Raw genomic sequence first — 23,634 nt, forward strand, 5'->3', positions numbered from 1 at the left:
AAAACAGAGCAGCCGTATGGCATTTAAGCATTCTGGATTAGAGGAAAACCTCAAGAAATACTTCGGTTTTAGTCAGTTTAGAGGACTGCAGGAAAGCGTAGTTACCTCATTATTAAATAAGGAAGATGTATTTGTGATCATGCCCACCGGCGGTGGCAAGTCCTTATGCTATCAATTACCTGCATTAATGCAAGACGGGACGGCGATTATTGTGTCGCCTCTTATTGCGCTAATGAAGAATCAAGTAGATGCCATTCGTGGTATCTCTGATAATGATGGTGTAGCACACGTACTTAATAGCAGTCTTACCAAGGGCGAGATCCAGCGCGTCAAAGAAGACATTGAAAACGGAGTGACTAAGCTACTTTATGTAGCGCCCGAGTCCCTGACTAAGGAAGAATATGTCGACTTTTTAAAAGATCAGACGATATCCTTTCTAGCAGTCGATGAAGCCCACTGTATTAGTGAATGGGGTCACGACTTTAGACCGGAATACCGCAATTTGCGTAAGATAATAGATCGCATAGGTGACGATATACCTATTATAGGGCTTACTGCTACTGCGACACCTAAGGTGCAGGAGGATATTCTCAAGAATCTACAAATTCCTAACGCAACTACTTTTAAAGCGTCCTTTAATAGACCGAACCTTTATTATGAAGTTCGACCTAAAACAGAAACGGTTGATGCGGACATTACTAGGTTCATCAAACAGAATGAAGGTAAATCTGGGATCGTTTACTGTTTGTCCCGCAAGCGAGTAGAAGAGCTTTCTCAGGTACTTCAAGTGAACGGGATCAAAGCAGTTCCCTACCATGCAGGGCTGGATGGAAAAACGAGAGCCGCGCATCAAGACATGTTCCTTATGGAAGATGTAGATGTGGTGGTTGCTACCATAGCTTTTGGAATGGGAATCGATAAACCAGATGTACGGTTTGTAATTCACCATGATATCCCGAAAAGTATTGAATCCTATTATCAAGAAACCGGTAGAGCCGGTCGCGATGGAGGCGAAGGTCATTGTCTGGCATATTATAGTTATAAGGACATTGAGAAACTAGAAAAATTCATGTCTGGTAAACCTATTGCTGAACAAGAAATAGGTCACGCCCTTTTGCAGGAAATGGTGGGTTACTCTGAGACCAGCATGAGTCGCAGGCAGTATATCTTACATTATTTTGGAGAAGAGTTTGATCCCGCCACTGGTTTAGGAGGTGACATGGATGACAATATGCGGAATCCAAAACCACAGCGAGAAGCGGTGGATGAGGTGAAAAAGTTGATCAATGTAGTGGAAGCTGCGGGAGAACGCTATAAATCAAAAGACATCGTCAAGATTTTAATAGGGAAGAGCAACGCAATGATTGCAAGTCATAAGTTGGATGCTCATGAATATTTCGGTAGTGGGAAAGATCATGAAGCAACATTTTGGACCGCTTTGATACGACAAGTCATAGTTGCCAGATTCCTGCGCAAGGATATTGAATCTTATGGCACATTGAAATTGACTGATGTCGGTAGAGAATTTGTCAAGAATGGTAAATCGTTTATGATGAGCGATGATCATACGTATCATGATGACGCTAACTCCATTGTGGGAGCTGGAAAAACAGCTGCGCTTGATGATAAACTGGTCAAAATGCTAAAGGACTTGCGTAAAAAAGTCGCCCATCAAAAAAAGGTGCCGCCTTATGTAGTGTTTCAAGATCCTTCCATTGAAGACATGGCTACTAAATTCCCAATCACCACGGAAGAACTTGCTAATATCAACGGAGTAGGAGAAGGCAAGGCGCGTAAATTTGGGAAAGCATTTGTAGATCTAATTTCGCAATATGTGGAAGACAATGATATCATTAGACCTGACGACTTAATTATTAAATCTACCGGTACTAAAAGCGGAAATAAACTTTACTTCATAACCAGTATAGACCGCAAACTCTCTTTTGAAGATATCGCTGACGCGAAAGGGATGGAGATGGTAGATCTTATCAATGAATTAGAAAGTATCGTGTATAGCGGTACTAAACTTAATGTAGGCTATTGGGTAGATGAGGTTCTGGATGACGACCAGCAAGAAGAACTCCACGAGTATTTTATGGAATCTGAAAATGATCACATCGACGCTGCTATGGAGGAGTTTGATGGCGACTATGAAGAAGAAGAGCTGCGCTTGTACCGACTCAAATTTATCAGTGAAGTAGGGAATTAGGGTGCTGATTTTTAATTTCAAGGTTCAAAATCGGAAGTGGTAATTTCTGAACCGTAAAATCTCAAATCTCAAATCCCAAAAGGTGAATTGCCAATTGTTGATTTCCTTAGGAAATCTTTGATTGCCGATTGCCAATTCTTTTGAATTTGTTTTCTTTAACAGCCTCCAGCCTCCAGCCTCCAGCCTCCAGCCTCCAGCCTCCAGCCTTCCAAAATCAAGAAAGCTCCTATCGTCATCACGATAGGAGCTTTTCAATTATAGCTAGCGTTAGATTACGCCTTATTCCCTAATAAAAGCAATTCGTTACAAATCACCTCAGTAGTATAACGTTTGTTGCCTTCTTTGTCTTCCCAAGATCTGGTGGTCAATTTACCATCGATGCCTACTTGTTTTCCTTTTGTGACGTATTTCTCAATGATCTCTGCTGTTTTGTTCCAGGCAACCACTTGGTGCCATTGAGTATCAGATACCTGTTCTCCTTGTTTGTTTTTATAACGATCAGTGGTAGCGATAGAGAATTTAGCAATCTTCTTTCCGTCAGTCAGGTTAACGATTTCTGGATCTGCTCCTAGGTGACCGATCAATTGTACTTTGTTGTTTAATGTGCTCATGTTGAATTTGTTTATATGGTTTATAAAGTGCTGCCATCGTTTGTTTCTGGATGACGGTGCAAATATGTAGCGACTTTCAAATTCACAAATCAAATTAAATAATTGCTTTCGTTTATTGTCGTTTGTAAACGTTTAATGATTTGAGTTGATCTGTGTTTATTGGTAAAAGGTAGAATTGACGTTCTATGTTAAAGGTGTTTATTTATTGAGTATTTTAGGGTTACGGATAGGAATGGTACTTACCAGGTATTGTATGCAAGCTGAAAAAGAATAATATGAGTGGAATAATAGCATTTTGCGAGAATGATAAATGCAAATCAGTTTTTGAATTTTCAAACCTGATTGGAGGAAGAGGTTCAGCTATAATTAAAATGACCAACTCGAAAGTAGGACCATGTCCAAACTGTGGTTCCAAAGGTGTTGTTTCCGACGGAGTGTATAAATATTTTGATGAAGCTATTTCCTTTATTAGAGGCCCGAAATCATCTATTGAACAACTTTTAGAATTAAAGAATTTAATAGAAACGTTTAAGAATAATCCAAAACCGAAAGAAGAGGTAGTAAAAGAAGTTGAAAAGATTTCGCCTGAATATGCTGAAACAATCAAAAAAACACCAGGAATTGATTACCATAAATGGATTACAACAATTTTGGCAATTTTAACAGCTGCTATATTAGTTCAACAAACCTACTTTAAAGGAAGTGATGACGAACTAAAAGATAAAGTCATTGAGCAATTACTAAAACAAAATCAAACGCTAATTGAACAGAAAAAACCACAACCAATCAATCTTAGCATAAAAATTGGGCGCAATGACAAATGCCATTGTGGTAGTGGAATAAAATATAAGAAGTGTTGTTTGAATAAAAAGTAAAGCCTGCGGACAACGGCAAAGGTATAATGTGTGTGAAGCGTTGGCTCCCGTTTGGCTGTCACCTTGCCTTTTAATGTTTTTGATTGATGAAGATAGTTAAAGTGATTGAATTGTAGTCTCGCGTGGAGCATTTGGAACGCCTTATGCGCATTATGCAGAGTGCATGACTGTTAGTGCAGGAAGCGAATTGCAGATGTGTAAGGCTTTTAGCATTGGCTATTTTGTAAACCTAATTTGTAAATTCAGATTAAAATATAGTTCTCTGTTTTTTTTATATATTTCGCCAAATCTGTGGCGAGAAGAACTTGCAGTATCTAGTTTTGTATTATTTAGCAGGTAATCCTCGAATTCATTTCTGTTGTAAATGTGGTAGCACAAAATATCTCCGTCTTCTTTTACGATTAAATATCCGCCTGTCGCATCATATTTTCCTGTCCAAACTTGCGATGGCATCATTCCCAGAGCAACATCTGTCAAGAAGCGTTTTATTTTGTATTCGTAAAACTTATGTTCGTTTTCAATGTCAAAGTTTAATGGATTTTGGTCAGCCGTTTTGTTTACCAAATCGGTCAAATGCGAAAACTCACTTGAATAAAAATCAAAAACAATTTGCGATAAAATCTCTGGTAACAAACTGTCAATTAGAACCAGATTATTTGAAAATATTTGTCGTTCTGTTTTTATAAAATCAAATTGCCCACCATTCTTTTGAATTTGAACAATTCTATCCATTATTTTACTTCTCGAAGCAATTGAATTGATTTTTTCAATTTCGTTTTCAGTTAAATTAGCTCCAACAATTTTATAAATAAAGTTTGTCGTTTTACCTGCATTTAATAGAGTAGAAGGGCTCCCCAGTTGCGATTTTATGCTAAATCCCAATGTAGGTTGTTGATTGGTTCTTTGGTCATGAACAACAATCGTAATATCAGTTTTTGCATAAGAACTAGCTTTTAAGGAAATACAATTTATGGATTGCATAAACTCCTCAATTTCTGGAACTGAAAAAGTCCTTTCTTTATTTTGCTTGATTGCATTTAAAAGAAAAAGTGCTTTGTCTTTAAAGTCTGAAATATGGATTTTTAAAACTTCTTCATCTCCCGAAACTAAAATAATCTCACCTTGGATTGAATAATCAAATTTACCGTTGTTTTCGGTGCGAAGTATTTTGATAATTGGGTAAACTAACCCTTCTAATTTTTCAATGTCTTTGTTTCCAAGAAATAATTGTTTGTCACCTAATAATTTGAAAAGCGCATACACCTCGCTCCATTCTCCCTTATTTCCGGTAATCATTTACAGTTAAGTTTTTCTATTATTTTTTCCGCTGTTGCTTGGATTGCGGGAACTGCAACTGAATTTCCGAATTGTTTGTATGCTTGTGCGTCTGAGACTATGATTTTAAAATTGTCTGGAAATCCCTGTAATCTTGCCCATTCTCGTGGTGTCATTTTTCTAATTCCTTCTCGATTAACCTTTCCTGAAATGTTAGTTATTGGTTTAAAATTCGTAAGTCTATCATCAAAAACTAAATTTCGTTCTCTGCCCATTCCACCACAAACAACTGCGTTTGCTGTTCCATCATTTGCAATTATTTCGTAACCAAATCCATTTCCTTTGCTTTCGTGGCGTGCTCTGTGATTTTTTAATGTTTGAACATAAGTTGTCGATAAATAATATTTAACAGAAACTTCTTCTTGTTCTAAAATATCATCTAATACTGCTGTTTTATTAGTTGGTTCTGGATACTGAAAATCAGTTATTCCTAAATCTTTACGGAAACCTACGATCAAGATTCGTTCACGATTTTGAGGAACGCCAAATTCTTTTGCATTTAATATTTGTGGTTCAGGTACATAATAGCCTAAATCTTCTCGAAGCACGTTTAATATTGTCGCCAAAGTTTTTCCTTTATCGTGATTTCTTAGTCCTTTTACATTTTCTAAAAAAATCGCTTTAGGTTGTTTCTTTTTTATAATTTCTGCAACATCAAAAAACAAGGTTCCTCGTGTATCTTCAAATCCTCCTCGTCTTCCCGCAATCGAAAACGCTTGACAAGGAAAGCCTGCACAAAGCACATCAAAATTGTCTGGAATATAATTTTTTGTTTCATTTTTTGTAATATCTCCAAAAGGAATTTCTCCAAAATTGGCTTTATAAGTTTGCTTTGAATATTTGTCCCATTCGCTTGTAAAAACACACTTTCCTTTAAGATTTTGAAGAGCTAAACGAAATCCACCAATTCCTGCAAAAAGGTCGATAAACTTAAAATTCGGTTTTTTAGGTGCTGGAAATGGAATAGATTTATTGAGGTCGAAAATGAGATATTGAAGTGCTTCCTCTGCTACTTTATTTGTAACTTCTTCTGTTGGATATTCTCTTTCAAGAATTTCTCTTACGTAGGAAAGTGCATCTTTTTTGTAATATCGAGAAACTCCATTTTTATGATTGTGTAAATAATGCGTAAAAGAAGCAGGTTTAGAATTATCAGAGTCAACTACTTTTATTTCAAATAGTTGTTTGTCAATGTTTTCTATGTCAATTCTTTCTTCAATCATCATTTACTATTTAACCTTACAAGCTAGTAAAGTTTGCTGTTTTGGTCGGTCGGTTTTTATATTTTTATTCACAATTTTATTGAGCGCAAAGGTAAGGAACAGCTCTTATGATTTTTCTGTGTTGGCTTATATATTGTCATAAAACTAATGTGCTGGTTGTGCGGCTGGGTTCAGCTTGCAGGTATCGAAAAACATTATCAAGCGGGAAATATTATCGCAAAGTACTATTCCGCCGACAACTTACCCAGTTCAAAACATTTAGGAGCCGATGTTCTACAGTTTTTAGAGTTCTATGAGAATCTCACCTATTCCGATAGTTCATTCAGTGATCACTTTAACAATGAAGCATTCGAGACTAAACAAATAAGGTTACATTGGAGAATCGAAAGGAATTCATCGCTTTCAAAAAAAGTGAAAAAGTTGAAAGGGTATAAATGTGAAGCCTGTGAAATGAAATTTGTAGATAAATATGGAGAAATTGGCAAGCAGTTTATCGAAGCTCATCATTTAAAACCTATTTCTGAACTTGGGATTGGGAAATTTAAAGTTGATCTTGAAAATGATTTTGCGGTACTATGTAGTAATTGCCACAGTATGATTCATAAGCTTGCTGACCCAAGCGATTTGAATGAACTAAAAAAAATCTTAACGAGTGTAAATAGCAATGGCTTAAATTAATTATTTGTTCTCTCGAACTTCGCTTTCGTAACGAATAATACAAATGGTACAAATAATATATTAAACAAAAGATTCTGACAAATAACCAAAAAACTTAAACTACAAATGAACAACTACATCAAAGCATACACCGGCAGCGCCATCACTATAAATAGATTAGCAGATCTATTTCAAAAAGAGAATATCACCTTCCTTATCAAGGATCGCAAAGAATCGGCTAGACTGGCCGGATTTGGCAGTACGGGTGATGATGTGGAATTACACATTCTGGAATCAGACGTAGACAAGGCGCGACCAATTATTACGGCTTTCGACAATCCGTAGCTGCAATACGTAAAAAGCGGATAGGCCTGGTCAAATCAGACGAAGTCAGTTATTTAAGATTCAACTTTGACGGTCTGAATTCCGGTTACTAGTACCTCTTTTCTTGAGAAACTTGATGTAGTAATTCCTCGCCGCGCTCCATTCTTTTGTAATTCTCTACCACTTGCGACGCTACTGATGCGGCATTGCTCACACTCGCCACGTGTGGTGTAATTAGAATTTCTTTTCGTTGCCAGAAGGGATGGTCTTCGGGAAGTGGTTCTGTATGGAACACATCTAGGGCAGCACCAGACAAGGCTCCTTGATCGAGTGCAGCGATTAAATCCGCGTCCTTCAAATGACCTCCACGCGCTACATTGATCAGGTAAGCTCCTTTAGGTAGTTTTTCAAATAGAGATTGGTTAAGAATTTCAGCGGTTGCTGGTGTCAACGGCAGCAGGCATACCAGAATCTCGCAATCTTCTAAAAATTCATCCAGCGCATCTTCCTTATAGCTTTTGATGCCTGCTATATTTTTTTTGCTCTGTGACCAGCCACTTACTTTAAAACCTGTTTTTTGTAGTTTTTTTCCTACTGCTTGCCCCAATGTTCCAAAGCCTAAAATACCAACCGAGACATCTGCCACACGCTTATAAGACATAGGTTTCCAGACGCCCTCTTTTTGGAGCTGTGTGTAGCCGGTAAGATTTTTAATATAGTTGAGACATTGAGCAAGCACAAATTCTTGCATGTCGCCCGACAGCTTTTTATCTACAATACGGGTCAATGGAACATCTTGAGGTAGCGATGGATCCTCAAACAAGTGATCCACGCCGGCTCCCATAGAACCGATCACTTTCAATTCAGGATATTTCTCAAAGACCCCATGAGGTGCCTTCCAGGTAATAGCCATGTGAATATCTCCCGGATTCTCAACCGTTGCTGGAGTATGTACAGCAATCTTAGGATCTTCAGCTTTAAGAGCCTTGATCCACGAGTCGTAGTTGTTGTCGTTTCTTATGAGAAGTAATGCCACTTTCTTGATTTTGGTTTAAAAATAGAAAAGCCAAACCAGATCAAAGAATGTTTAATGCGGGTTTAAGTTTTGTAGAGGAGCTCGCTTTCGCGAAAGCGAAATAAACCTTATGTCCTTACCATTGATAGCCCACCTGAAAGACCACAGGCACCGCAACACCGTCGTTGTGAGTAAAAATGTTCCCGTTGGAGTAGTGAATGATCTTCAACTCCGCATTCCAGCGCCGATTCTTACCGAAGTATGCGCCAGCAGCTATAAAATCTTGATAAGTGATTTTAGGCCCAGTTTCCTCGCCATCAATATCTTCTCTTGTTATAAAAGTAGGGCCGATCACGCTATAGGTAGCATACATGTCAAAAGCCTCCCGCCTCCAGAAAAAGAAACTCATTTGCGGGTAAACAGAAAAAGCGGCAGTCCAGTCCTTGTCGATACTGCTCTCAAAAGCGGTAGCGCTTATCCCATAACCCAGACTGAAAAACTTTTTAGAGCTATAAACGGTAGAAGCATAGTTTATTAGTAAAGTTTTGGACGCTTTAGCATCTCCATACCAAAACACAGGCAAACCCAATCCGTCAGTTTCACCAACTCTGGCATTCATGGAGAAAATCTTATTAGGCGCATACCCTATAAAGTCATTTCCATACCCCAATTGCAGCGTTTTAGAAGGAAAGAAGGGCTTTTTGTCAGCTTCTGATTCTGTGACTTTAGGAGTTAATTCATTGAGGTTGTATTGCACACCAGCACTAAATTGCTGTATGGAGGGTTGATTTTCTTGTGCTTTAGGCAAAAAAACTCCGTGCGCTAAGAGCTCCCACTGGTCAGATAGTTTGTAAGTAACTCCAGCACCGGTCAAAAGAGAGAAATAGCGGTAATCTGTTAGGCCTGCCTGATTCCCTAAGCTGAAACCTTTGCGGGCGACAGTAGCAGGACCAGCCTCTATAAAAACTCCCCAGGTGTCATTGATTGGAACGTCTTTTTTCACGGTAAGCGACCACAAGTTTGTCCAGACACTCTTGTTTAAGTCAGTTCCATTCACCTTGTTGTATTGAAACCAGGCTGCCGGTCTCAGCACACCATATTGAATCGCCCAGTTTTCAGAGAACTCATAGCCTAATAAAATGCGACCAGAGAACCGGTTAGGGCTGGTGTCCTGATAGGTGAATCCTGGTTCGAGCTGTTTTTGATTGAAATCATTGTAAATTAATCCCAGATTGAACTGTACGTAGGTTTTGGAAAGAAATGGATAATCTTCATCTGCAGCTTGTCCATATGAAATAATGGGTAGCAGTAGTACAAAAGGCAAGAGGTAGATTATTTTCAACAGATTCACTATAAGAAGTGGTAAATGTACCTTTTATGCTCCTAAATTAAAAGAAGGGCAGGAAGGTGTCTATGATTTCGCTTTCGCGAAAGCGAAATTCCTATCAAGGTCAAAATAAAAAATCCCGACCATTGCTGGTCGGGATTTCCTTAAATGCGAGAGGTGGTTACACCTTATTTTACTTGATTGACTACAGCTGCGAAAGCTTCTGGGTGATTCATTGCAAGGTCAGCAAGAACTTTACGATTCAACTCGATGTTGTTCTTCTTAACCGCTCCCATAAACTGTGAGTAGCTCATTCCATGCATTCTTGCACCAGCGTTGATACGCGTGATCCACAATGCGCGGAAGGTTCTTTTTTTGTTTCTTCTATCGCGGTAGGAGTAAACCATCGCTTTCTCCACTGCGTTTTTAGCAACCGTCCAAACGTTCTTACGTCTTCCAAAGTAACCTTTGGCCAGTTTCATTATTTTTTTTCTGCGGGCTCTACTGGCCACTCTATTTTTAGCTCTTGGCATAATTTAATTTTTTAGTAGCAGGCGATCTTTGTTGATTCTTAAAAAGCCTGTTTACTGGGTTTGTAAATAATTAATAAACCATCAAGGTTTACAAGATTACGGTCTTACTTAAGACGTAACTGTAATTTGATATTGTCTTCGTCTGCTTTGTGCACAAGTGTATCGTGCGTCAAAGCTAGTTTACGTTTTTTGCTTTTCTTAGTCAGGATGTGACTTTTAAAAGCGTGTTTTCTTTTGATCTTTCCTGTACCTGTAAGCTTAAAACGCTTTTTAGCACTGGATTTTGTTTTCATCTTAGGCATAAGTTCCTTTTTTAAATTCTCGCATCCTTAATATTGAAATTGTGATTTTCAAAACGCTATTCTCGACTACCGCTCGAATCAGCTTTAAGAACCCCATTAATTTTAAGGACTGCAAAAGTAGGTTTTTTATTCTAATCTTAATTATTAAGATTACTTTTTATTATGAGGATTTATTCCTCCTCATCGCTATCAGGCTCGTATAAACTTAATGCGATTTCGATATTAAGATTACCTGCTAGTTGGAGAAGTTCAGGTTCCAAGAATTTTGTTTGGATATAAAAATCCGGATACAGATTCTCGATAGCAAAATCTAAATAGATAGAGTCCTCTTTTCCTGTGTGCATACCATATGTACTTATCGTACTAAGATATTTATAGTTTTGCTTCAAGAAATTTACGGCATCTGCTTTTTGCCTGTCAAAATCATTATAATCAGCATTACTTACTTCCAGTTGAAAACCACTTGTTTCATGAAACTCAGAATCCAGTTTCATTCTAGGATCCCTTTTTTCACCTATTCTACGTATGGAATAAGCGTTTAATTTTGAAAATGACAGGAATTCATCAACCTTAAATTTTTCTCCCGAAACTCTTAGAATACAACTCATTTGAATGCTTTTTTAAAACAAGCCAAAGCTATAAAAGACTGTCCCGAGTTGGAACAGTCTTTTATCTATTTTCTGTCAATCTAGTGATCTATACACTAGAGCAACGTGATTATTTCTTCTTAGGAGCTAAGAACATGTTCATACGTTTCCCTTCCATTTTAGGCATTTGCTCTACTTTACCTAGCTCTTCAAGGTCTTGAGCCAGTCTTAAAAGCAAGATTTCACCTTGATCTTTATAGATAATGGAACGTCCTTTAAAGAATACGTAAGCTTTAAGCTTAGCTCCTTCTTTAAGGAACTTCTCAGCGTGGTTCTTTTTAAATTCGTAATCATGATCATCCGTATTCGGTCCGAAACGGATTTCTTTGATAACTACTTTAGAAGCGTTTGCCTTCATGGCTTTCTCGCGCTTCTTTTGCTCATAGACAAACTTTTTGTAGTCCATGATTTTAGCTACTGGTGGATCTGCATTAGGAGAGATCTCTACAAGATCCATTTCCATTTCCTGAGCTTTCGCTAGGGCATCTCTAGTGTCGATGATTTGTGGTTCCACACCTTCACCTACCAGGCGTAATTTGCGCGCACGAATTTTCTCGTTGATTGCGTGCTTGTCTTCTTTGATAATCCGCGCTGGTCCGCGGCTTCTGCGTCTTCTTATTGCTATGGCTAGATAATTTTAATTAAACTTAATTTTCAAATGTTTTGATACTGTCAGAGACTTCTTTTTGAATCATGGCTGCAAATTGCTCGGCAGTCATTGTTCCTAAATCATCTCCTCCATGTTTACGTACAGAAATAGTGCCATCCTTCTCTTCTTGCTCTCCAACAATTAACATGTAGGGCAATTTGGCCATTTCTGCCTCGCGGATTTTCTTGCCCATCGTTTCGGCTCGATTATCCACGGTAGTGCGAATTTCGTGATTTTCAAGAGTATCTGCGATCTTTTTAGCATAATTTTCATATTTCTCGCTCAAAGACAGCACAGTACACTGTTCAGGCATCAACCACAATGGGAAATTACCACCAGTATGTTCTAATAAAATCGCAATAAATCGTTCCATACTGCCAAAAGGCGCACGGTGAATCATTACCGGACGGTGTGACTCATTGTCAGCCCCTTTATACCATAAGTCAAATCGTTCTGGCAGGTTGTAATCTACTTGAATGGTTCCTAGTTGCCAACTTCTACCTAAAGCATCCTTGACCATAAAGTCAAGTTTAGGTCCGTAGAATGCTGCTTCACCTTCTTCCACTACATAATTAAGACCTTTAGCCTTGGCAGCCCTCAAGATGGCATTTTCTGCTTTATCCCAGTTTTCTAGATCTCCTATATATTTCTCTGGTTTTTTAGGGTCTCGTATGCTTACTTGAGCGGTAAAGTTTTCAAAACCTAGAGATCCGAAAACGTATAAAACCAAATCGATCACATCCATAAACTCTTGATCAAGTTGATCTGGAGTACAGAAGATGTGAGCATCATCCTGAGTAAAACCTCTAACACGGGTTAATCCATGCAGCTCACCACTTTGCTCATAACGGTAAACGGTGCCGAATTCTGCAAAACGTTTAGGCAAGTCACGGTAGGACCACTGTATGCTTTTATAGATCTCACAATGATGAGGGCAGTTCATAGGTTTTAACAAGAACTCCTCGTCATCTGCAGGAGTTTTGATGGGTTGAAAAGAATCTGCACCATATTTTTCATAGTGACCGCTAGTAACGTATAGCTCTTTTGAACCTATGTGCGGTGTCACCACCATTTCATAGCCAGCCTTTTTCTGAGCAGCTTTTAAGAAATTTTCTAAACGTTCCCTCAGTGCAGCGCCTTTAGGCAACCACAACGGTAAACCTTGACCTACTCGTTGAGAGAAGGTGAACAACTGTAATTCTTTACCTAATTTTCTATGATCACGTTTTTTAGCCTCTTCGAGTAGCTCAAGGTACTCTGTTAGATCTTTTTGTTTAGGAAAGGAGATTCCGTACAATCGTGTCAATTGTGGATTCTTTTCATCACCGCGCCAGTAAGCACCAGCAATACTCATAATTTTCACGGCTTTGATAATTCCAGTATTTGGAATGTGTCCACCGCGGCACAAATCTGTAAAAGTATCATGATCACAAAAGGTGATTTCACCGTCCGTCAAATTCTCGATCAACTCTACTTTGAAGGAGTTGTCTTGATCTTTATACAGCTGTAACGCATCTGCTTTAGAAACGCTGCGCATTTCAAACTCGTGTTTACCACGCGCAATCTCAATCATTTTTTTCTCGATAGCGGGAATATCCGCTTCAGTGATGGAGCGACCGGCAAAATCGATGTCGTAATAAAAGCCGTTATCTATCGCTGGGCCAATAGTCAGCTTTGCTTCAGGGAATAATTCTTCTACCGCTTGAGCCATCACGTGTGATGAGGAATGCCAGAAGGCTTCTTTTCCTTCGTCATCGTTAAAGGTGTAAAGTACGAGACTTCCGTCCTCGTTTAATGGGGTTTTGGTTTCTACCTTAATACCATTAAATTTTGCGCTGATCACATTGCGGGCAAGCCCGTGTGAAATGCTCATGGCAACATCCATGGGAGTCGCCCCTTTATCGAATTCTTTAATGCTGCCATCTGGCAGTGTGATTTTGATCATAACTACAAAATATGAACTCACAAAGTTACACTCTTTGATGGGATAGCCAACTCAAAAATTCGAGCATTACTGCAGATGATTTTTCATTAATAGTTTGTAATATTATACACTTAAACTATTTAAAATGAATGCATTTGTAGGGGAGTGCAATTGTTTGAAGATGTTCACGATTCTGATTTTTTTCGCTTTCGCGAAAGCGAACTCACAATCAGACACATCTATAGCAGTAAATTCTCCCATAACTTTTACTAAAAATACGACACGGACAGAGCTGTTTGACATTATCAAGTCTCTGGCTGATGAGCATCAGGTCAAAGCACAACTCACGGCTTACAGACGTAGCAGTGATCGAATCAATAGTCTAGGTTTCAAGTTTACTGATGCTACTGGCAAAGTTTCTGAATTTGAAACAGAGGCCTCAACTGGTATATCTGACCTTTGTTTAAATGTATCAGTGGAGGGAAGTGTCACCTTTTTCGGCCTTTGTAGTTCCCCCACGGTGGCTGAAAAAATACGTGGTGATACTACGCCAGCGGATTTAATAACTGTAGTATCTACCAACAGTTCTCCTGCCAAAGTCAATGTAAGAGAGCAACAACTGGAGGTGTTGAGGGAGAATGCAGTAGCCAGAGACCGAGCCAGAAATAGTTTGAAACTTCAAAACGAGTTAGCCAGAAAAGAAACTAATGTAGCAGTGCTGGAGGAGCGGCAAGATGAAATTGTCAGTGCTACTGATATGTTAAGACAGCAACAACAGATTGCTAGAGAAGAATTAAAGCAATTAGAAAAAGAAACTAACGCGGTGAAACGCGAGCGTAAACAGTTAGACTATAATAATGAGCGTGCACTAGCTAAAAGAGATTCCTTAAGAGATCAGCAGGCGCGATTACAACAACAACTAGAAAGAGAACAAAAAGAATTAGAGGCCACGATTCAAGCCCAGAACATAGCAAGGGAGCTTATTGCAAAGCAACAACAAGTAATTGAAGAGCAAGGTCTAAAAGCTGAAACGGCTGAAAACTTAAAAGCTTATCGTACAGCACTTTTGGGCAAAGAAGGTAATGAGACGCTTAAGAAAAAAGGATTTCTCTTCTTTGCTGCAGACCAGTGTTCCTATCAAATCTATGAAGGCTACACGATCATATTTGATGCCCTAGGTAGAATATTATTTACTATTAATAAGGAGCTGTCACAATCACCTATGAGCGGTGAATTGAAAATCAACGGTAAACGTTACACTTACTTATATCAGGCCAATTCCTTAATGGTAAAAAACCAAGTAGGTCAAGCCGTAAATCAATACGGAGAATTACTATACCCCTCACAGGAGGCTGAAATCCAACTTCAATTCAATACCACTCACGAGTTTACCATAGAAGCTGGCTTAAGCCCACGAGAACTACTGGCTGCTTTTATGGATATAGGGACCCTCAACTTTGAAGCAGCTATACTTCGGGAAACCCGTAATGCTAAGGGGGTATTAGTAGAATTAATCTTTCAACTACAAGGGGATGAATTTGTGTTTCAAGATCCAGCAGGAATCTCTTCTATACGTATAGAATTGGATCAACCACAATTGCTATCGCGAGTAGTACCTGCGAGTGCTGGCTAGTGGTTCAAAAACCTAGCTAATCGCAAAACCGTGTTATTATTTATTACTTAGACTGCACATGATAAATATATTCTTATGAGGATGTAGGTAGTGAGCTTTTGTCTATGTGTCTCCATGTTCGCTTACGCAGAAGCGCAAACGACAACGGCTGCACCACAAGCCACAGAATATCTTATCACAGCACAGGATAATCGCACCAGCCTGTTTGAGATGATCCAAAGTTTAAAAGAAAACCACGGGATCTAAACTAAGTTCAATTCTTACAAACTCAATAACCATCTGATAACGGGTTTACATTTGGAATTCGTTCCAAATGCTGGATCAGGGATATGTTTTTTATGTCTGCAAAGCAATACAGTTATGAAGTTCACAAATCCAAAAGCTTAATTTTTGACGCCATGAAGCGTACCGTTTTGGTTATACCTACGGAACTTAGTGAACTGCCAGTAATGGGCATGACTATTTTGAATGGGTTGCACTATAAATTTAGATATAGAGTAATTAACCATTAAAAATGCAGCAGATGAATTGTTGAACTTAGAAGAAAAGCCTCTAGAGGCAGCTTAAAAATGAAAACGAAAAAGCATGCTTAAAGCCTTCTTTTTGTGGTTACTTCTAAACTTTTTCAATCAATTCCAGTCGCTGCTCTCTAAATTGAAGATATCTTCAACGCCGGTCTCAAAAACATGAGCCAGTCTTAAAGCGAGCACTGTAGAAGGTACATATTTCCCTTTTTCCATTGCGTTAATGGTTTGTCGGCTCACTTGAATTTTATCAGCAAGATCTTGTTGGGTCAAGGAGAATTTAGCTCTCCATACTTTCAAACTATTCTGCATCAAGAGAATTTTTAAGCAGTCTTTTTTGCCATTGAAATCGGACGATAAAGAACATTAAAAGGGACAACATGTTAAGGGCAAGAACAAGGAATAGATCAAATCCAGAAATCAAAAAAATACTGATGATCAAAACAGCATAGTTGAAATAAAATGCCCAGATAAGAGAATCCTTGCGGATGCTTGTAATCATTTCATCCTCCCGTTTTTCCTTGGAGAAAGCAAATACAACACCGCTAATGATGGCGATACTTAAAAGTAATAGATCTGCTATATCTCGTTCTACCCAAACAAAAAATTGCCGACTGCCAAATAAAGGATTGTCAGTAACCACAGGAAGGCTTACTTCTAGTTCCATCCAGTTTAATTCAATACCTAAAAGCATTTCAGCTGCAAGGAATAGAAAACACGGAATGAAAATAATAAGTGAAGGTATTTTCAATGTATTCGGAAAAAGGATGTTTGCGCTCATGATCTAAAATTATTTACCAAAAGTAAAACAAACTTTACAAAAAGTAATGTGTATTTCACTTATTTCATACAAAACGATTGATTTAGTTGAATAACTATAAAAATAGTTTGATAACTGGACTTATAGTTATATGTTTGAAATGTGTTAGGGACCTGCCTGCCAGCAGGCAGGTTGAGGCAAGCTACCGCGTAGCGCCGAAAGCCGGATCTCGGCTTAGCCGAGAAACGCTCAAATTAAGAAACTATGGAGAAGTTAACTCAAAAAGAGGAAGAGGTCATGCAGGTTCTTTGGGATCTGGAGAAGGCTTTTGTAAAAGAAATAGTACCACAACTCGAGGGGTCTAATCATTACAATACCATTTCTACAGTAGTGCGTAAGCTAGAGGAAAAAGGATATGTAGGTTATGAGGCATATGGCAAAACACACCAGTACCATCCTATCATTGATAAATCCAGTTACCGCAATAAGTTCGTTAACAACGCCATGACTAGTTATTTCAACGATTCATATAAAAATATGGTCTCCTTTTTTGCTAAAGAAGAGAAAATCAGTGCTGACGAGCTGAGAGAAATCCTAGAAATGATTGAATCTAAAGAAGACTAGCCATGGAAGAAGCATTCATTTACTTGTTGAAAAGCGCAGGGGTACTCAGCATCTTTGTGTTGACCTATCACTTTTTGTTGCGCCGTCTGACCTTTTTTAGAGCCAACCGCTATTTTTTATTGTTTGGTATGATTGCTAGTATAGGGTTTCCTTTAATAGAAATCACACAGGTAGTTTATGTAGAACAACCAGTTGTCACCGCAACGCCACAGCCATTAATGACGCCTATGGCTTACGTTTTACAGGAGCCAGTGAAGCAACCAGTTCTGGATATCGATCAAATGTTGTTATACTTATACGCCGCAATCAGCCTATTTTTTCTGGGCAAAATGACAGTCGAGTTGCTGTCCTTGTCCAGATTGATACGTGCTGGTAAACGCAGGATAGAAGATGGTTTTGTGAGAATATCGCTTTCGCGAAAGGTGACTCCCTTCAGCTTCTTTAACTACATCTGTTTTTACGAAAAAGAAGAGAACAGCCTTGCTAGTGATTTGATCCTGAAACACGAGCAAGTTCATGCGCGGGAGTGGCATAGCATCGATCTATTACTAACTCATTTGTACTGTGCTATTTTCTGGATGAATCCGTTAGCGTGGTGGCTCAAACGACAGATAGGAGAAAACCTAGAATTTATAGCAGATGCCCATGCCAAAGTAGAAAACACCACCGGCATAAGCTACGAACGCACCTTACTTTCCAGTGCTGCCAGTCACATGCAACCTGCACTGGCCAACAATTTTTTCACACCATTCATTAAAAAACGAATTCAAATGCTACAAAAAGAAACTTCAAAAACCTGGAACGCTTATAAATATGCGTTGATACTGCCTGTGATTGTATTATTCCTGTACAGTTTCAATACGGTGACAAAGACAGAGTATGTGAAAACAGCAATGAAAAAGAGTATGGTAAATCAGGAAGCGTCTAACTCTGAAAACATGGCAGCTGTCAAACCATTGCAGGATGAAACGCAAATTAGTAGTCTAGGAGATAGTATAGAAAATAAAGGCGAGGTGACTGAAGAAAAAATCGAATTCAAAATCCCACCGACTACTACACAAGAAAGCCTTGAAAGAATCAAAAAGCAACTGAAATCAGATCATAACGTCGATTTAAAAATCAGCAATCTTAAATATAAAGATGGAAAAATTACATCTATCAATATACAGTTAGATGACAATCGTGGCTTTAAAGGCTCGCAATCCTATACAGATGATACCGCCATTCCAACGATTTGCATCACTGGAATTATTGACGAGAAAAGAAAAAGCTGGAATATGGGCAACTGTGATAGTCCTAACATGACGGTGATTCAATCCAGTGATCAGTGGGCTGATTTGAAAGCTATGATTCCTAATTTAAATCTTACAAAGTTAGAGCTAAAGATGGATGATGAGCAAATGGACTCTTTGCGAGCTACATTGAAACGCATGAAAATCGAACTGGCAAATTTGGACATTCCTGAAATGGATGCGCAAATGATGAAACAGCTGAAGGAAATGCAACGAGAGTTCAAAAATATGAACATGGACTCCATGCAAAGAGAAATGAAAAAATCCATTCGTGTAGCTCGGCAGGAACTTAAAAAAACGGATATGGATTCTATAAGAAATCAAATGAAGGTGATGAGAGATTCTTTACGAAAGAATGTATTCATTCTTCGTGAGGATCGGGAGCAGTGGAGAGATTCTATGTTGAAAAATCAGAGAAATACCATTTACGCTTATCAAGGCAAAACACCTAGAGAGGGATACGAAGGATTTCTTTCTTCAAATTCTATTTCTACTTCACCGTTATTTATACTTGATGGACAAGCTGTTCAAGAATCTGTATTCAAAAACTTAAATCCGAATAGGATTGAATCAGTTAGTGTTTTGAAAGACAAATCGGCAACATCAATTTATGGTAAAGAAGGTGAAAATGGGGTTATTATAGTCACCACAAAGTTATCTAGTTCTCAAAAGAAGGATTCTTCTGCAGGTATTCAATATTCAGCTAAATCTGCAAAATTTAATCCTGATGACAAAAGCCTTACCATATACACGCCTATTGAAATTAAAGGATTGCGAGGTCTTACCTCTGATAAATATCCATCCATTACCGTTGATGGCAAAAAAATAACTGAAGAAGAATTCAGAGACATTGATCCCCAAACTATTAAATTAATCAATGTTTTAAAAGGAGAGGCAGCTACAAAAGCATATGGATCAAAGGTAGAAAACGGATTGATTGAGATTGTTTTAAAAAGTGCTGAAGAAATGAAAATGACAGAAGATGAGCTTCACAATAAAATGTTCCCAAAAAGACAAACCACTATTAGTTCTTCACCAACTAAAAAAGTTTCTTTTGTAATAACGATAGATGAATTCACTGATTCAGAAATGAGTCTGCTAGAGAAAAAGCTTAAAAAAGAAGGCTATAATTTTAATCTTAAAACGTTTAGGAAGAAAGGCAATGAAGTTTCAAAACTTAAGTTTGACCTAGACGGTACATCTTATACTTTTGAACCTAGAAATGGAATAAAGAGTTTAACGATATCTATAAACAACAGAGATAAAGAACCTCAAGTAAGTGCGGTAACTTTTTAAAAGGTAATTCCCAATGTCAGACAGAGCTTGTCGACGGCGAGTAGTTATATACTGCTCTAAAGGTATTCCACAAGCTCAGACTGACATTGTTGTTTCTTGTCCTGTTGAATTCGATGATGCCGAAGGTTTCTCTAATTCAGTATCTCTTGAAACAGCGGAACGATATCGAGGTTACCAAATAACCGACGGGTTTCCTGGCCTTGTAGTCTATTAGATTTGACCTCCGCTCCGTGAGACCCTGAAATAAATTCAGGGTGACAAGTAGCAGGAGCTTTTTAAGTCGTTCGTCATACGTCAGCAAGATCAAAGCGAGGCGATGATCGAGCAAGTCGCTCGTCAAAAACACTATACTCCATACTCTATGTTCAGATTTTTCTAAATACAAACCCTAACTCTAATCCATCTTTGACGTTTCCTTAGCAAAAGCCTAAGACAGATTTACCTAGATTTAGAGATATGAAAAAATCAATTTTCAAAACACTTTCAAAGCTCAACAAGAAAATCCTACCCAGCTACAGCAAGGATCCAAATTTTAATCTTGCCAAGGCTTCGAAACTCCAAATGGCACTCATAGGCTACAAAACCTGGGTGACTAAAAACGCACTGGATTAGTGTTTGCGAGCCTTACAGATCAATGCGGTAGGCAAATTCAGTTGGATAAACCTCCACAACGCATCATCTGCTTAGTGCCATCCATTACGGAACTGCTGTATGATTTAGGCTTAGAAAACCGAATCGTTGGGATTACCAGATATTGCGTTCACCCGCCACAGGCTTTGAAGGAAAAACGTGTGGTCGGTGGAACCAAGAAAATTATCAATAAACGCCTTCTGGACCTAGAGCCAGATCTTATCATTTGCAATAAGGAAGAAAACACGTCAGCTATGGTGGGTTTCTGCTCCACGGTCGCGACTACCTATGTTTCTGACATCAGCACGCTGGAAGAATCTCTAGAAATGATACAGCAGTTGGGTGAATTGACAGATACTATTGCCGCAGCTTCTACTATTTCTAGTAAAATCAATGCGCTTTTCAGAAACATCAAACCCATAACAAAACCCATCCCAGCAATATATTTGATTTGGAAAAATCCATATATGAGCATCGGCACTGATACTTTCATACATGATATGATGGAAAAAGCAGGCTTTGAGAATGCCGTTGCGCCTCAAACGCGCTATCCACAACTAGAATTGGAGGACCTGGTTCGGCTGGAGCCTCAAGTGGTCCTGCTTTCGTCAGAACCTTATAATTTCAAATCAAGCGATGCCGTTGAAATTTGTTCCGCTTTCGCGAAAGCGGAAAAAAAACCACCTCAATGCCTTATCGTCAATGGCGAATTATTCTCCTGGTATGGCAGCAGGATGCTGAAGTCACCGGAATATTTTAAGGAACTCAGAGCGCAAATCGAAGCGGAGTCTGTGACAAATTCTCGGTGATTAAATGTAACTTTCAAGCTTCAAATTATACCAACTAACTAAACGAAATAACTATGAGTAGTGGAAAAATATTCGGCATAGGTGCCGTAGTTCTCATCATCATTTTGGTGATTTATGGAGTGTCTTGGAATAACAGTACGGTAACGGTAAGCGAGAAAGTACAGTCCCAATGGGCTAATGTGGAAAGCAGCTATCAAAGGCGCTCTGACCTTATTCCTAACATTGTTTCAACTGCAAAGCAATATGCAGAGTTTGAGCAAGCAACATTGACGGGAGTTATTGAAGCAAGAGCTAAAGCTACCAGTATCAACGTAGACGCATCTAACCTGACAGCAGAAAGTATTCAAGCTTTTAGTCAGGCACAAAGTGCCGTTTCTAGTGGTCTAGGCCGCTTATTAGCTACTTATGAGAATTACCCAGACTTGAAAGCAAATGAAAACTTCAAGGAATTGATCAATGAATTGGAACGTACAGAAAACCGCATCAACGTAGAGCGTAATCGATATAATGAGGACGTTAGAGCTTACAATACTAGGATTAAAAAATTCCCAGGAGCCATGTTAGCTTCCATTTTTGGATTTGATGAATCTCCTTATTTCCAGGCAGATGAAGGCGCGCAAAATGCGCCTAACGTAGGCGATTTATTTAATAACTAATCATGGCGAGCCAGGTAGAAAAATTCCTAACCGCTGCGGAAGAGGAGCAAATCGTAGAAAGCATACGTGCGGCCGAAAAGCTCACCAGTGGCGAGATACGAGTGCACCTTGAAAGCAGCTGTGAAGGCAAGGTTTACGACCGTGCCCAAGAACTTTTTCACCTGCTTAAAATGGACAATACCAAGCAAGCGAACGGTATCTTGTTTTACCTAGCCGTGGACGACCGCAAATTCTCGGTTTTAGGCGACAAGGGAATCCATGCTCATGTGGGCGACGACTTTTGGAACAGCATACGGGAAGTGATGGAGGCTCGCTTCCGCGAAAGCGAATTTAAAAATGGGCTCATTGCAGGAATTGAAATGGCAGGAGAGAAGCTCGCTGCTTTTTTTCCGTGGCAAGAAGACGATGTGAACGAATTACCAGACCAGATATCGACCAGTTGAAAAACATCCAATTTATTATAGTTGCTGCGGTACTGCTAGTTTCCAGTCTTGGAAGTGCGCAATATACCATACCGCCTAAACCAACCTCAACTACCGGTCAAACCTCCGTTTACGATTACATCGACCTATTAGATGCAGAGCAAAAATCTACATTGGAGAACAAACTCATACGTTATGCAGATAGTACGAGCACCCAGATAGTGGTGGCAATAATTGAGTCGACTAATGGTGAGGACATCAGTTTACTTAGTACCCGTTGGGCTCAAGAATGGGGAGTAGGTCAAGAAAATGAAGACAATGGGATTTTTATTTTACTAGCCCATGGCGACCGATTTATCGATATTAGTACTGGATACGGTATTGAATACCGAATGACGGACCTCATGACAGAGCGTATCATCAACCGGGTCATCATTCCAGAATTTAAAAGTGGTGATTTTTACGCTGGGCTCGACAAAGGCGCAGATGCGATATTTGCTGCCTTAAATGGTGAATTTGTGGAAACCCGAGACTTTTCTAAAAGTTCCGGAATCCCTGTTAAGGCACTAATATTTATTGCCTTCATCGTTCTGATGATTGTGTTGAGTGTTAAGAAGAACAAAGGCGGCGGTAAAAATGGCGGCAATAGGTCTGGCGCATCCTTGCTGGACATTATTGTGTTGAGCAGTCTGGGACGCGGCGGTTTTGGCGGCGGTGGCGGCGGCTTCGGTGGCGGCTTCGGTGGTGGCGGTGGTTTTGGTGGCGGCTTTGGCGGCGGTGGTTTCGGTGGCGGTGGTGCTAGTGGTGGGTGGTAGTTATCATCTGTTTGGTAGTACTTTAAGATAGCTTAGACTTCGGTTCAAACCCAAACGAATTATACTTCAATGAATTGTGGCAAAAAACTTGATGAGGTTTCCGAAACCAACCTCATGCGTTATTTCTCCTTTGCTTTTCTCATTTTTTCTATTTTAATAATCACTTCATGCGATCCATTGACGGATTGCATCATTCCTAGCAGACCTGAACTTCCAGAAAAAATATTTCCTAGTGCTTACTTAGGAAGCTATTATGAGGAAAGCTTTAGAGCTGCAATCGACAACTCTACTAATGACAACGGATACTTTTATTTCTTCTCGATCAGCAACCTTCCTAGAGGTCTAGACTATGAATCGGAAGGTCGTGAGTTGTTCATCTATGGAATACCAGAAGAAACAGGTGACTTTGAATTCACTGTTTATGTGAGTGTAGACGAGCCAGACTATGGCTATGTAGATGACGATCCAGGAATTTTTGAAGATGATGACAACTTATGCGAGGACAGCAACTCCAGAAAATACCGATTGCGGGTACAGTAATC

At 39.1% G+C, this 23,634-nt stretch carries 27 protein-coding genes; 14 read left to right on the forward strand and 13 right to left on the reverse strand.

Going from position 1 to position 23,634, the window contains the following annotated elements; all coding sequences use genetic code 11:
• Positions 1-16 precede the first annotated feature (16 nt).
• The gene (gene recQ, locus NMS_RS08490; protein ID WP_041496316.1) at positions 17-2,209 is read left to right on the forward strand and encodes a DNA helicase RecQ; all 2,193 of its coding nucleotides are present in this window, start codon (positions 17-19) and stop codon (positions 2,207-2,209) included.
• 24 nt (positions 2,210-2,233) lie between these two features.
• On the opposite strand, the gene NMS_RS08495 is transcribed toward recQ, so the two are convergent.
• Both NMS_RS08495 and NMS_RS08500 read right to left on the reverse strand, forming a co-directional pair.
• Positions 2,234-2,464, reverse strand: coding sequence for a hypothetical protein (locus NMS_RS08495; protein ID WP_041496317.1), 231 nt, complete (start codon positions 2,462-2,464; stop codon positions 2,234-2,236).
• A 17-nt stretch (positions 2,465-2,481) separates the two neighbouring features.
• The gene (locus NMS_RS08500; protein WP_041496318.1) at positions 2,482-2,820 is read right to left on the reverse strand and encodes a single-stranded DNA-binding protein; all 339 of its coding nucleotides are present in this window, start codon (positions 2,818-2,820) and stop codon (positions 2,482-2,484) included.
• A 275-nt stretch (positions 2,821-3,095) separates the two neighbouring features.
• Between NMS_RS08500 and NMS_RS13995 the strand changes: the two genes are divergently transcribed.
• Positions 3,096-3,695, forward strand: coding sequence for an SEC-C metal-binding domain-containing protein (locus NMS_RS13995; RefSeq protein WP_041496319.1), 600 nt, complete (start codon positions 3,096-3,098; stop codon positions 3,693-3,695).
• 216 nt (positions 3,696-3,911) lie between these two features.
• Here NMS_RS13995 and NMS_RS08510 read toward each other — a convergent pair whose 3' ends face one another.
• Entirely contained in the window at positions 3,912-4,991 is a 1,080-nt protein-coding gene (locus NMS_RS08510; protein WP_041496320.1) for an HpaII family restriction endonuclease, read from the reverse strand.
• Positions 4,988-6,253: a DNA cytosine methyltransferase gene (locus NMS_RS08515; protein WP_041497601.1), complete on the reverse strand. Its 1,266-nt coding sequence runs from the start codon at positions 6,251-6,253 to the stop codon at positions 4,988-4,990. The genes NMS_RS08510 and NMS_RS08515 overlap by 4 nt, the downstream gene beginning before the upstream one ends.
• 147 nt (positions 6,254-6,400) lie before the next feature.
• Here NMS_RS08515 and NMS_RS13500 point away from each other — a divergent pair, with 147 nt between their 5' ends.
• Together NMS_RS13500 and NMS_RS08525 are read left to right on the forward strand one after the other, a co-directional pair.
• Positions 6,401-6,931, forward strand: coding sequence for an MrcB family domain-containing protein (locus tag NMS_RS13500; RefSeq protein WP_052476861.1), 531 nt, complete (start codon positions 6,401-6,403; stop codon positions 6,929-6,931).
• Positions 6,932-7,036: 105 nt separating this feature from the next.
• Positions 7,037-7,255 (forward strand): putative signal transducing protein, encoded by a 219-nt coding sequence (locus tag NMS_RS08525; RefSeq protein ID WP_041496321.1) that lies wholly within the window; start codon positions 7,037-7,039, stop codon positions 7,253-7,255.
• 88 nt (positions 7,256-7,343) lie between these two features.
• Here the strand turns inward: NMS_RS08525 and NMS_RS08530 are convergent, their stop codons facing one another.
• The 7 genes from NMS_RS08530 to thrS all read right to left on the reverse strand — a co-directional run bounded on the left by NMS_RS08530 (position 7,344) and on the right by thrS (position 13,652).
• Positions 7,344-8,270 carry a 2-hydroxyacid dehydrogenase gene (locus NMS_RS08530; protein ID WP_041496322.1) on the reverse strand — a complete coding sequence of 309 codons (927 nt, stop codon included), beginning with the start codon at positions 8,268-8,270 and terminating at the stop codon, positions 7,344-7,346.
• A gap of 115 nt (positions 8,271-8,385) precedes the next feature.
• On the reverse strand, positions 8,386-9,573 hold the full coding sequence (locus NMS_RS13505) for an acyloxyacyl hydrolase (RefSeq protein ID WP_148311361.1): 1,188 nt from the start codon (positions 9,571-9,573) through the stop codon (positions 8,386-8,388).
• 191 nt (positions 9,574-9,764) lie between these two features.
• On the reverse strand, positions 9,765-10,109 hold the full coding sequence (rplT, locus tag NMS_RS08545; protein ID WP_041496323.1) for a 50S ribosomal protein L20: 345 nt from the start codon (positions 10,107-10,109) through the stop codon (positions 9,765-9,767).
• A gap of 104 nt (positions 10,110-10,213) precedes the next feature.
• The gene (rpmI, locus tag NMS_RS08550; protein WP_041496324.1) at positions 10,214-10,411 is read right to left on the reverse strand and encodes a 50S ribosomal protein L35; all 198 of its coding nucleotides are present in this window, start codon (positions 10,409-10,411) and stop codon (positions 10,214-10,216) included.
• A 170-nt stretch (positions 10,412-10,581) separates the two neighbouring features.
• Positions 10,582-11,019, reverse strand: coding sequence for a hypothetical protein (locus NMS_RS08555; protein ID WP_041496325.1), 438 nt, complete (start codon positions 11,017-11,019; stop codon positions 10,582-10,584).
• Positions 11,020-11,128: 109 nt separating this feature from the next.
• Complete coding sequence (gene infC / locus NMS_RS08560; RefSeq protein ID WP_262491894.1) at positions 11,129-11,641, reverse strand: translation initiation factor IF-3; 513 nt, start codon at positions 11,639-11,641, stop codon at positions 11,129-11,131.
• 64 nt (positions 11,642-11,705) lie between these two features.
• A complete protein-coding gene (gene thrS / locus NMS_RS08565; protein ID WP_041496327.1) occupies positions 11,706-13,652 on the reverse strand; it encodes a threonine--tRNA ligase in 1,947 nt (648 codons plus the stop codon).
• Positions 13,653-13,776: 124 nt separating this feature from the next.
• Here thrS and NMS_RS08570 point away from each other — a divergent pair, with 124 nt between their 5' ends.
• Complete coding sequence (locus NMS_RS08570) at positions 13,777-15,264, forward strand: hypothetical protein (RefSeq protein ID WP_148311362.1); 1,488 nt, start codon at positions 13,777-13,779, stop codon at positions 15,262-15,264.
• Positions 15,265-15,378: 114 nt separating this feature from the next.
• Complete coding sequence (locus NMS_RS14065; protein WP_262491889.1) at positions 15,379-15,510, forward strand: hypothetical protein; 132 nt, start codon at positions 15,379-15,381, stop codon at positions 15,508-15,510.
• Between the two features lie 383 nt (positions 15,511-15,893).
• Here NMS_RS14065 and NMS_RS08580 read toward each other — a convergent pair whose 3' ends face one another.
• Positions 15,894-16,100, reverse strand: coding sequence for a helix-turn-helix transcriptional regulator (locus NMS_RS08580; protein WP_041496330.1), 207 nt, complete (start codon positions 16,098-16,100; stop codon positions 15,894-15,896).
• Positions 16,090-16,569 carry a hypothetical protein gene (locus NMS_RS13510; RefSeq protein WP_052476864.1) on the reverse strand — a complete coding sequence of 160 codons (480 nt, stop codon included), beginning with the start codon at positions 16,567-16,569 and terminating at the stop codon, positions 16,090-16,092. The genes NMS_RS08580 and NMS_RS13510 overlap by 11 nt, the downstream gene beginning before the upstream one ends.
• A 243-nt stretch (positions 16,570-16,812) precedes the next feature.
• Here NMS_RS13510 and NMS_RS08590 point away from each other — a divergent pair, with 243 nt between their 5' ends.
• From NMS_RS08590 to NMS_RS08625, 8 genes are all read left to right on the forward strand, one after another.
• Positions 16,813-17,172, forward strand: a complete 360-nt coding sequence (locus NMS_RS08590) for a BlaI/MecI/CopY family transcriptional regulator (protein WP_041496331.1) — start codon at positions 16,813-16,815, stop codon at positions 17,170-17,172.
• A gap of 2 nt (positions 17,173-17,174) precedes the next feature.
• Entirely contained in the window at positions 17,175-19,760 is a 2,586-nt protein-coding gene (locus NMS_RS08595; protein WP_041496332.1) for a M56 family metallopeptidase, read from the forward strand.
• Positions 19,761-20,216: 456 nt separating this feature from the next.
• Positions 20,217-20,372, forward strand: a complete 156-nt coding sequence (locus tag NMS_RS08600) for a hypothetical protein (RefSeq protein WP_041496333.1) — start codon at positions 20,217-20,219, stop codon at positions 20,370-20,372.
• Positions 20,373-20,413: 41 nt separating this feature from the next.
• Positions 20,414-21,199 carry a helical backbone metal receptor gene (locus tag NMS_RS08605; RefSeq protein WP_231862374.1) on the forward strand — a complete coding sequence of 262 codons (786 nt, stop codon included), beginning with the start codon at positions 20,414-20,416 and terminating at the stop codon, positions 21,197-21,199.
• A gap of 53 nt (positions 21,200-21,252) precedes the next feature.
• On the forward strand, positions 21,253-21,855 hold the full coding sequence (locus NMS_RS08610) for a LemA family protein (RefSeq protein ID WP_041496335.1): 603 nt from the start codon (positions 21,253-21,255) through the stop codon (positions 21,853-21,855).
• Between the two features lie 2 nt (positions 21,856-21,857).
• The gene (locus NMS_RS08615; RefSeq protein ID WP_041496336.1) at positions 21,858-22,298 is read left to right on the forward strand and encodes a TPM domain-containing protein; all 441 of its coding nucleotides are present in this window, start codon (positions 21,858-21,860) and stop codon (positions 22,296-22,298) included.
• Complete coding sequence (locus tag NMS_RS08620; protein ID WP_041496337.1) at positions 22,295-23,092, forward strand: TPM domain-containing protein; 798 nt, start codon at positions 22,295-22,297, stop codon at positions 23,090-23,092. The genes NMS_RS08615 and NMS_RS08620 overlap by 4 nt, the downstream gene beginning before the upstream one ends.
• A gap of 69 nt (positions 23,093-23,161) precedes the next feature.
• Positions 23,162-23,632, forward strand: coding sequence for a hypothetical protein (locus tag NMS_RS08625; protein ID WP_052476865.1), 471 nt, complete (start codon positions 23,162-23,164; stop codon positions 23,630-23,632).
• Positions 23,633-23,634 lie beyond the last annotated feature (2 nt).

It is taken from the genome of Nonlabens marinus S1-08 (genome assembly GCF_000831385.1).
Taxonomy (GTDB): domain Bacteria; phylum Bacteroidota; class Bacteroidia; order Flavobacteriales; family Flavobacteriaceae; genus Nonlabens; species Nonlabens marinus.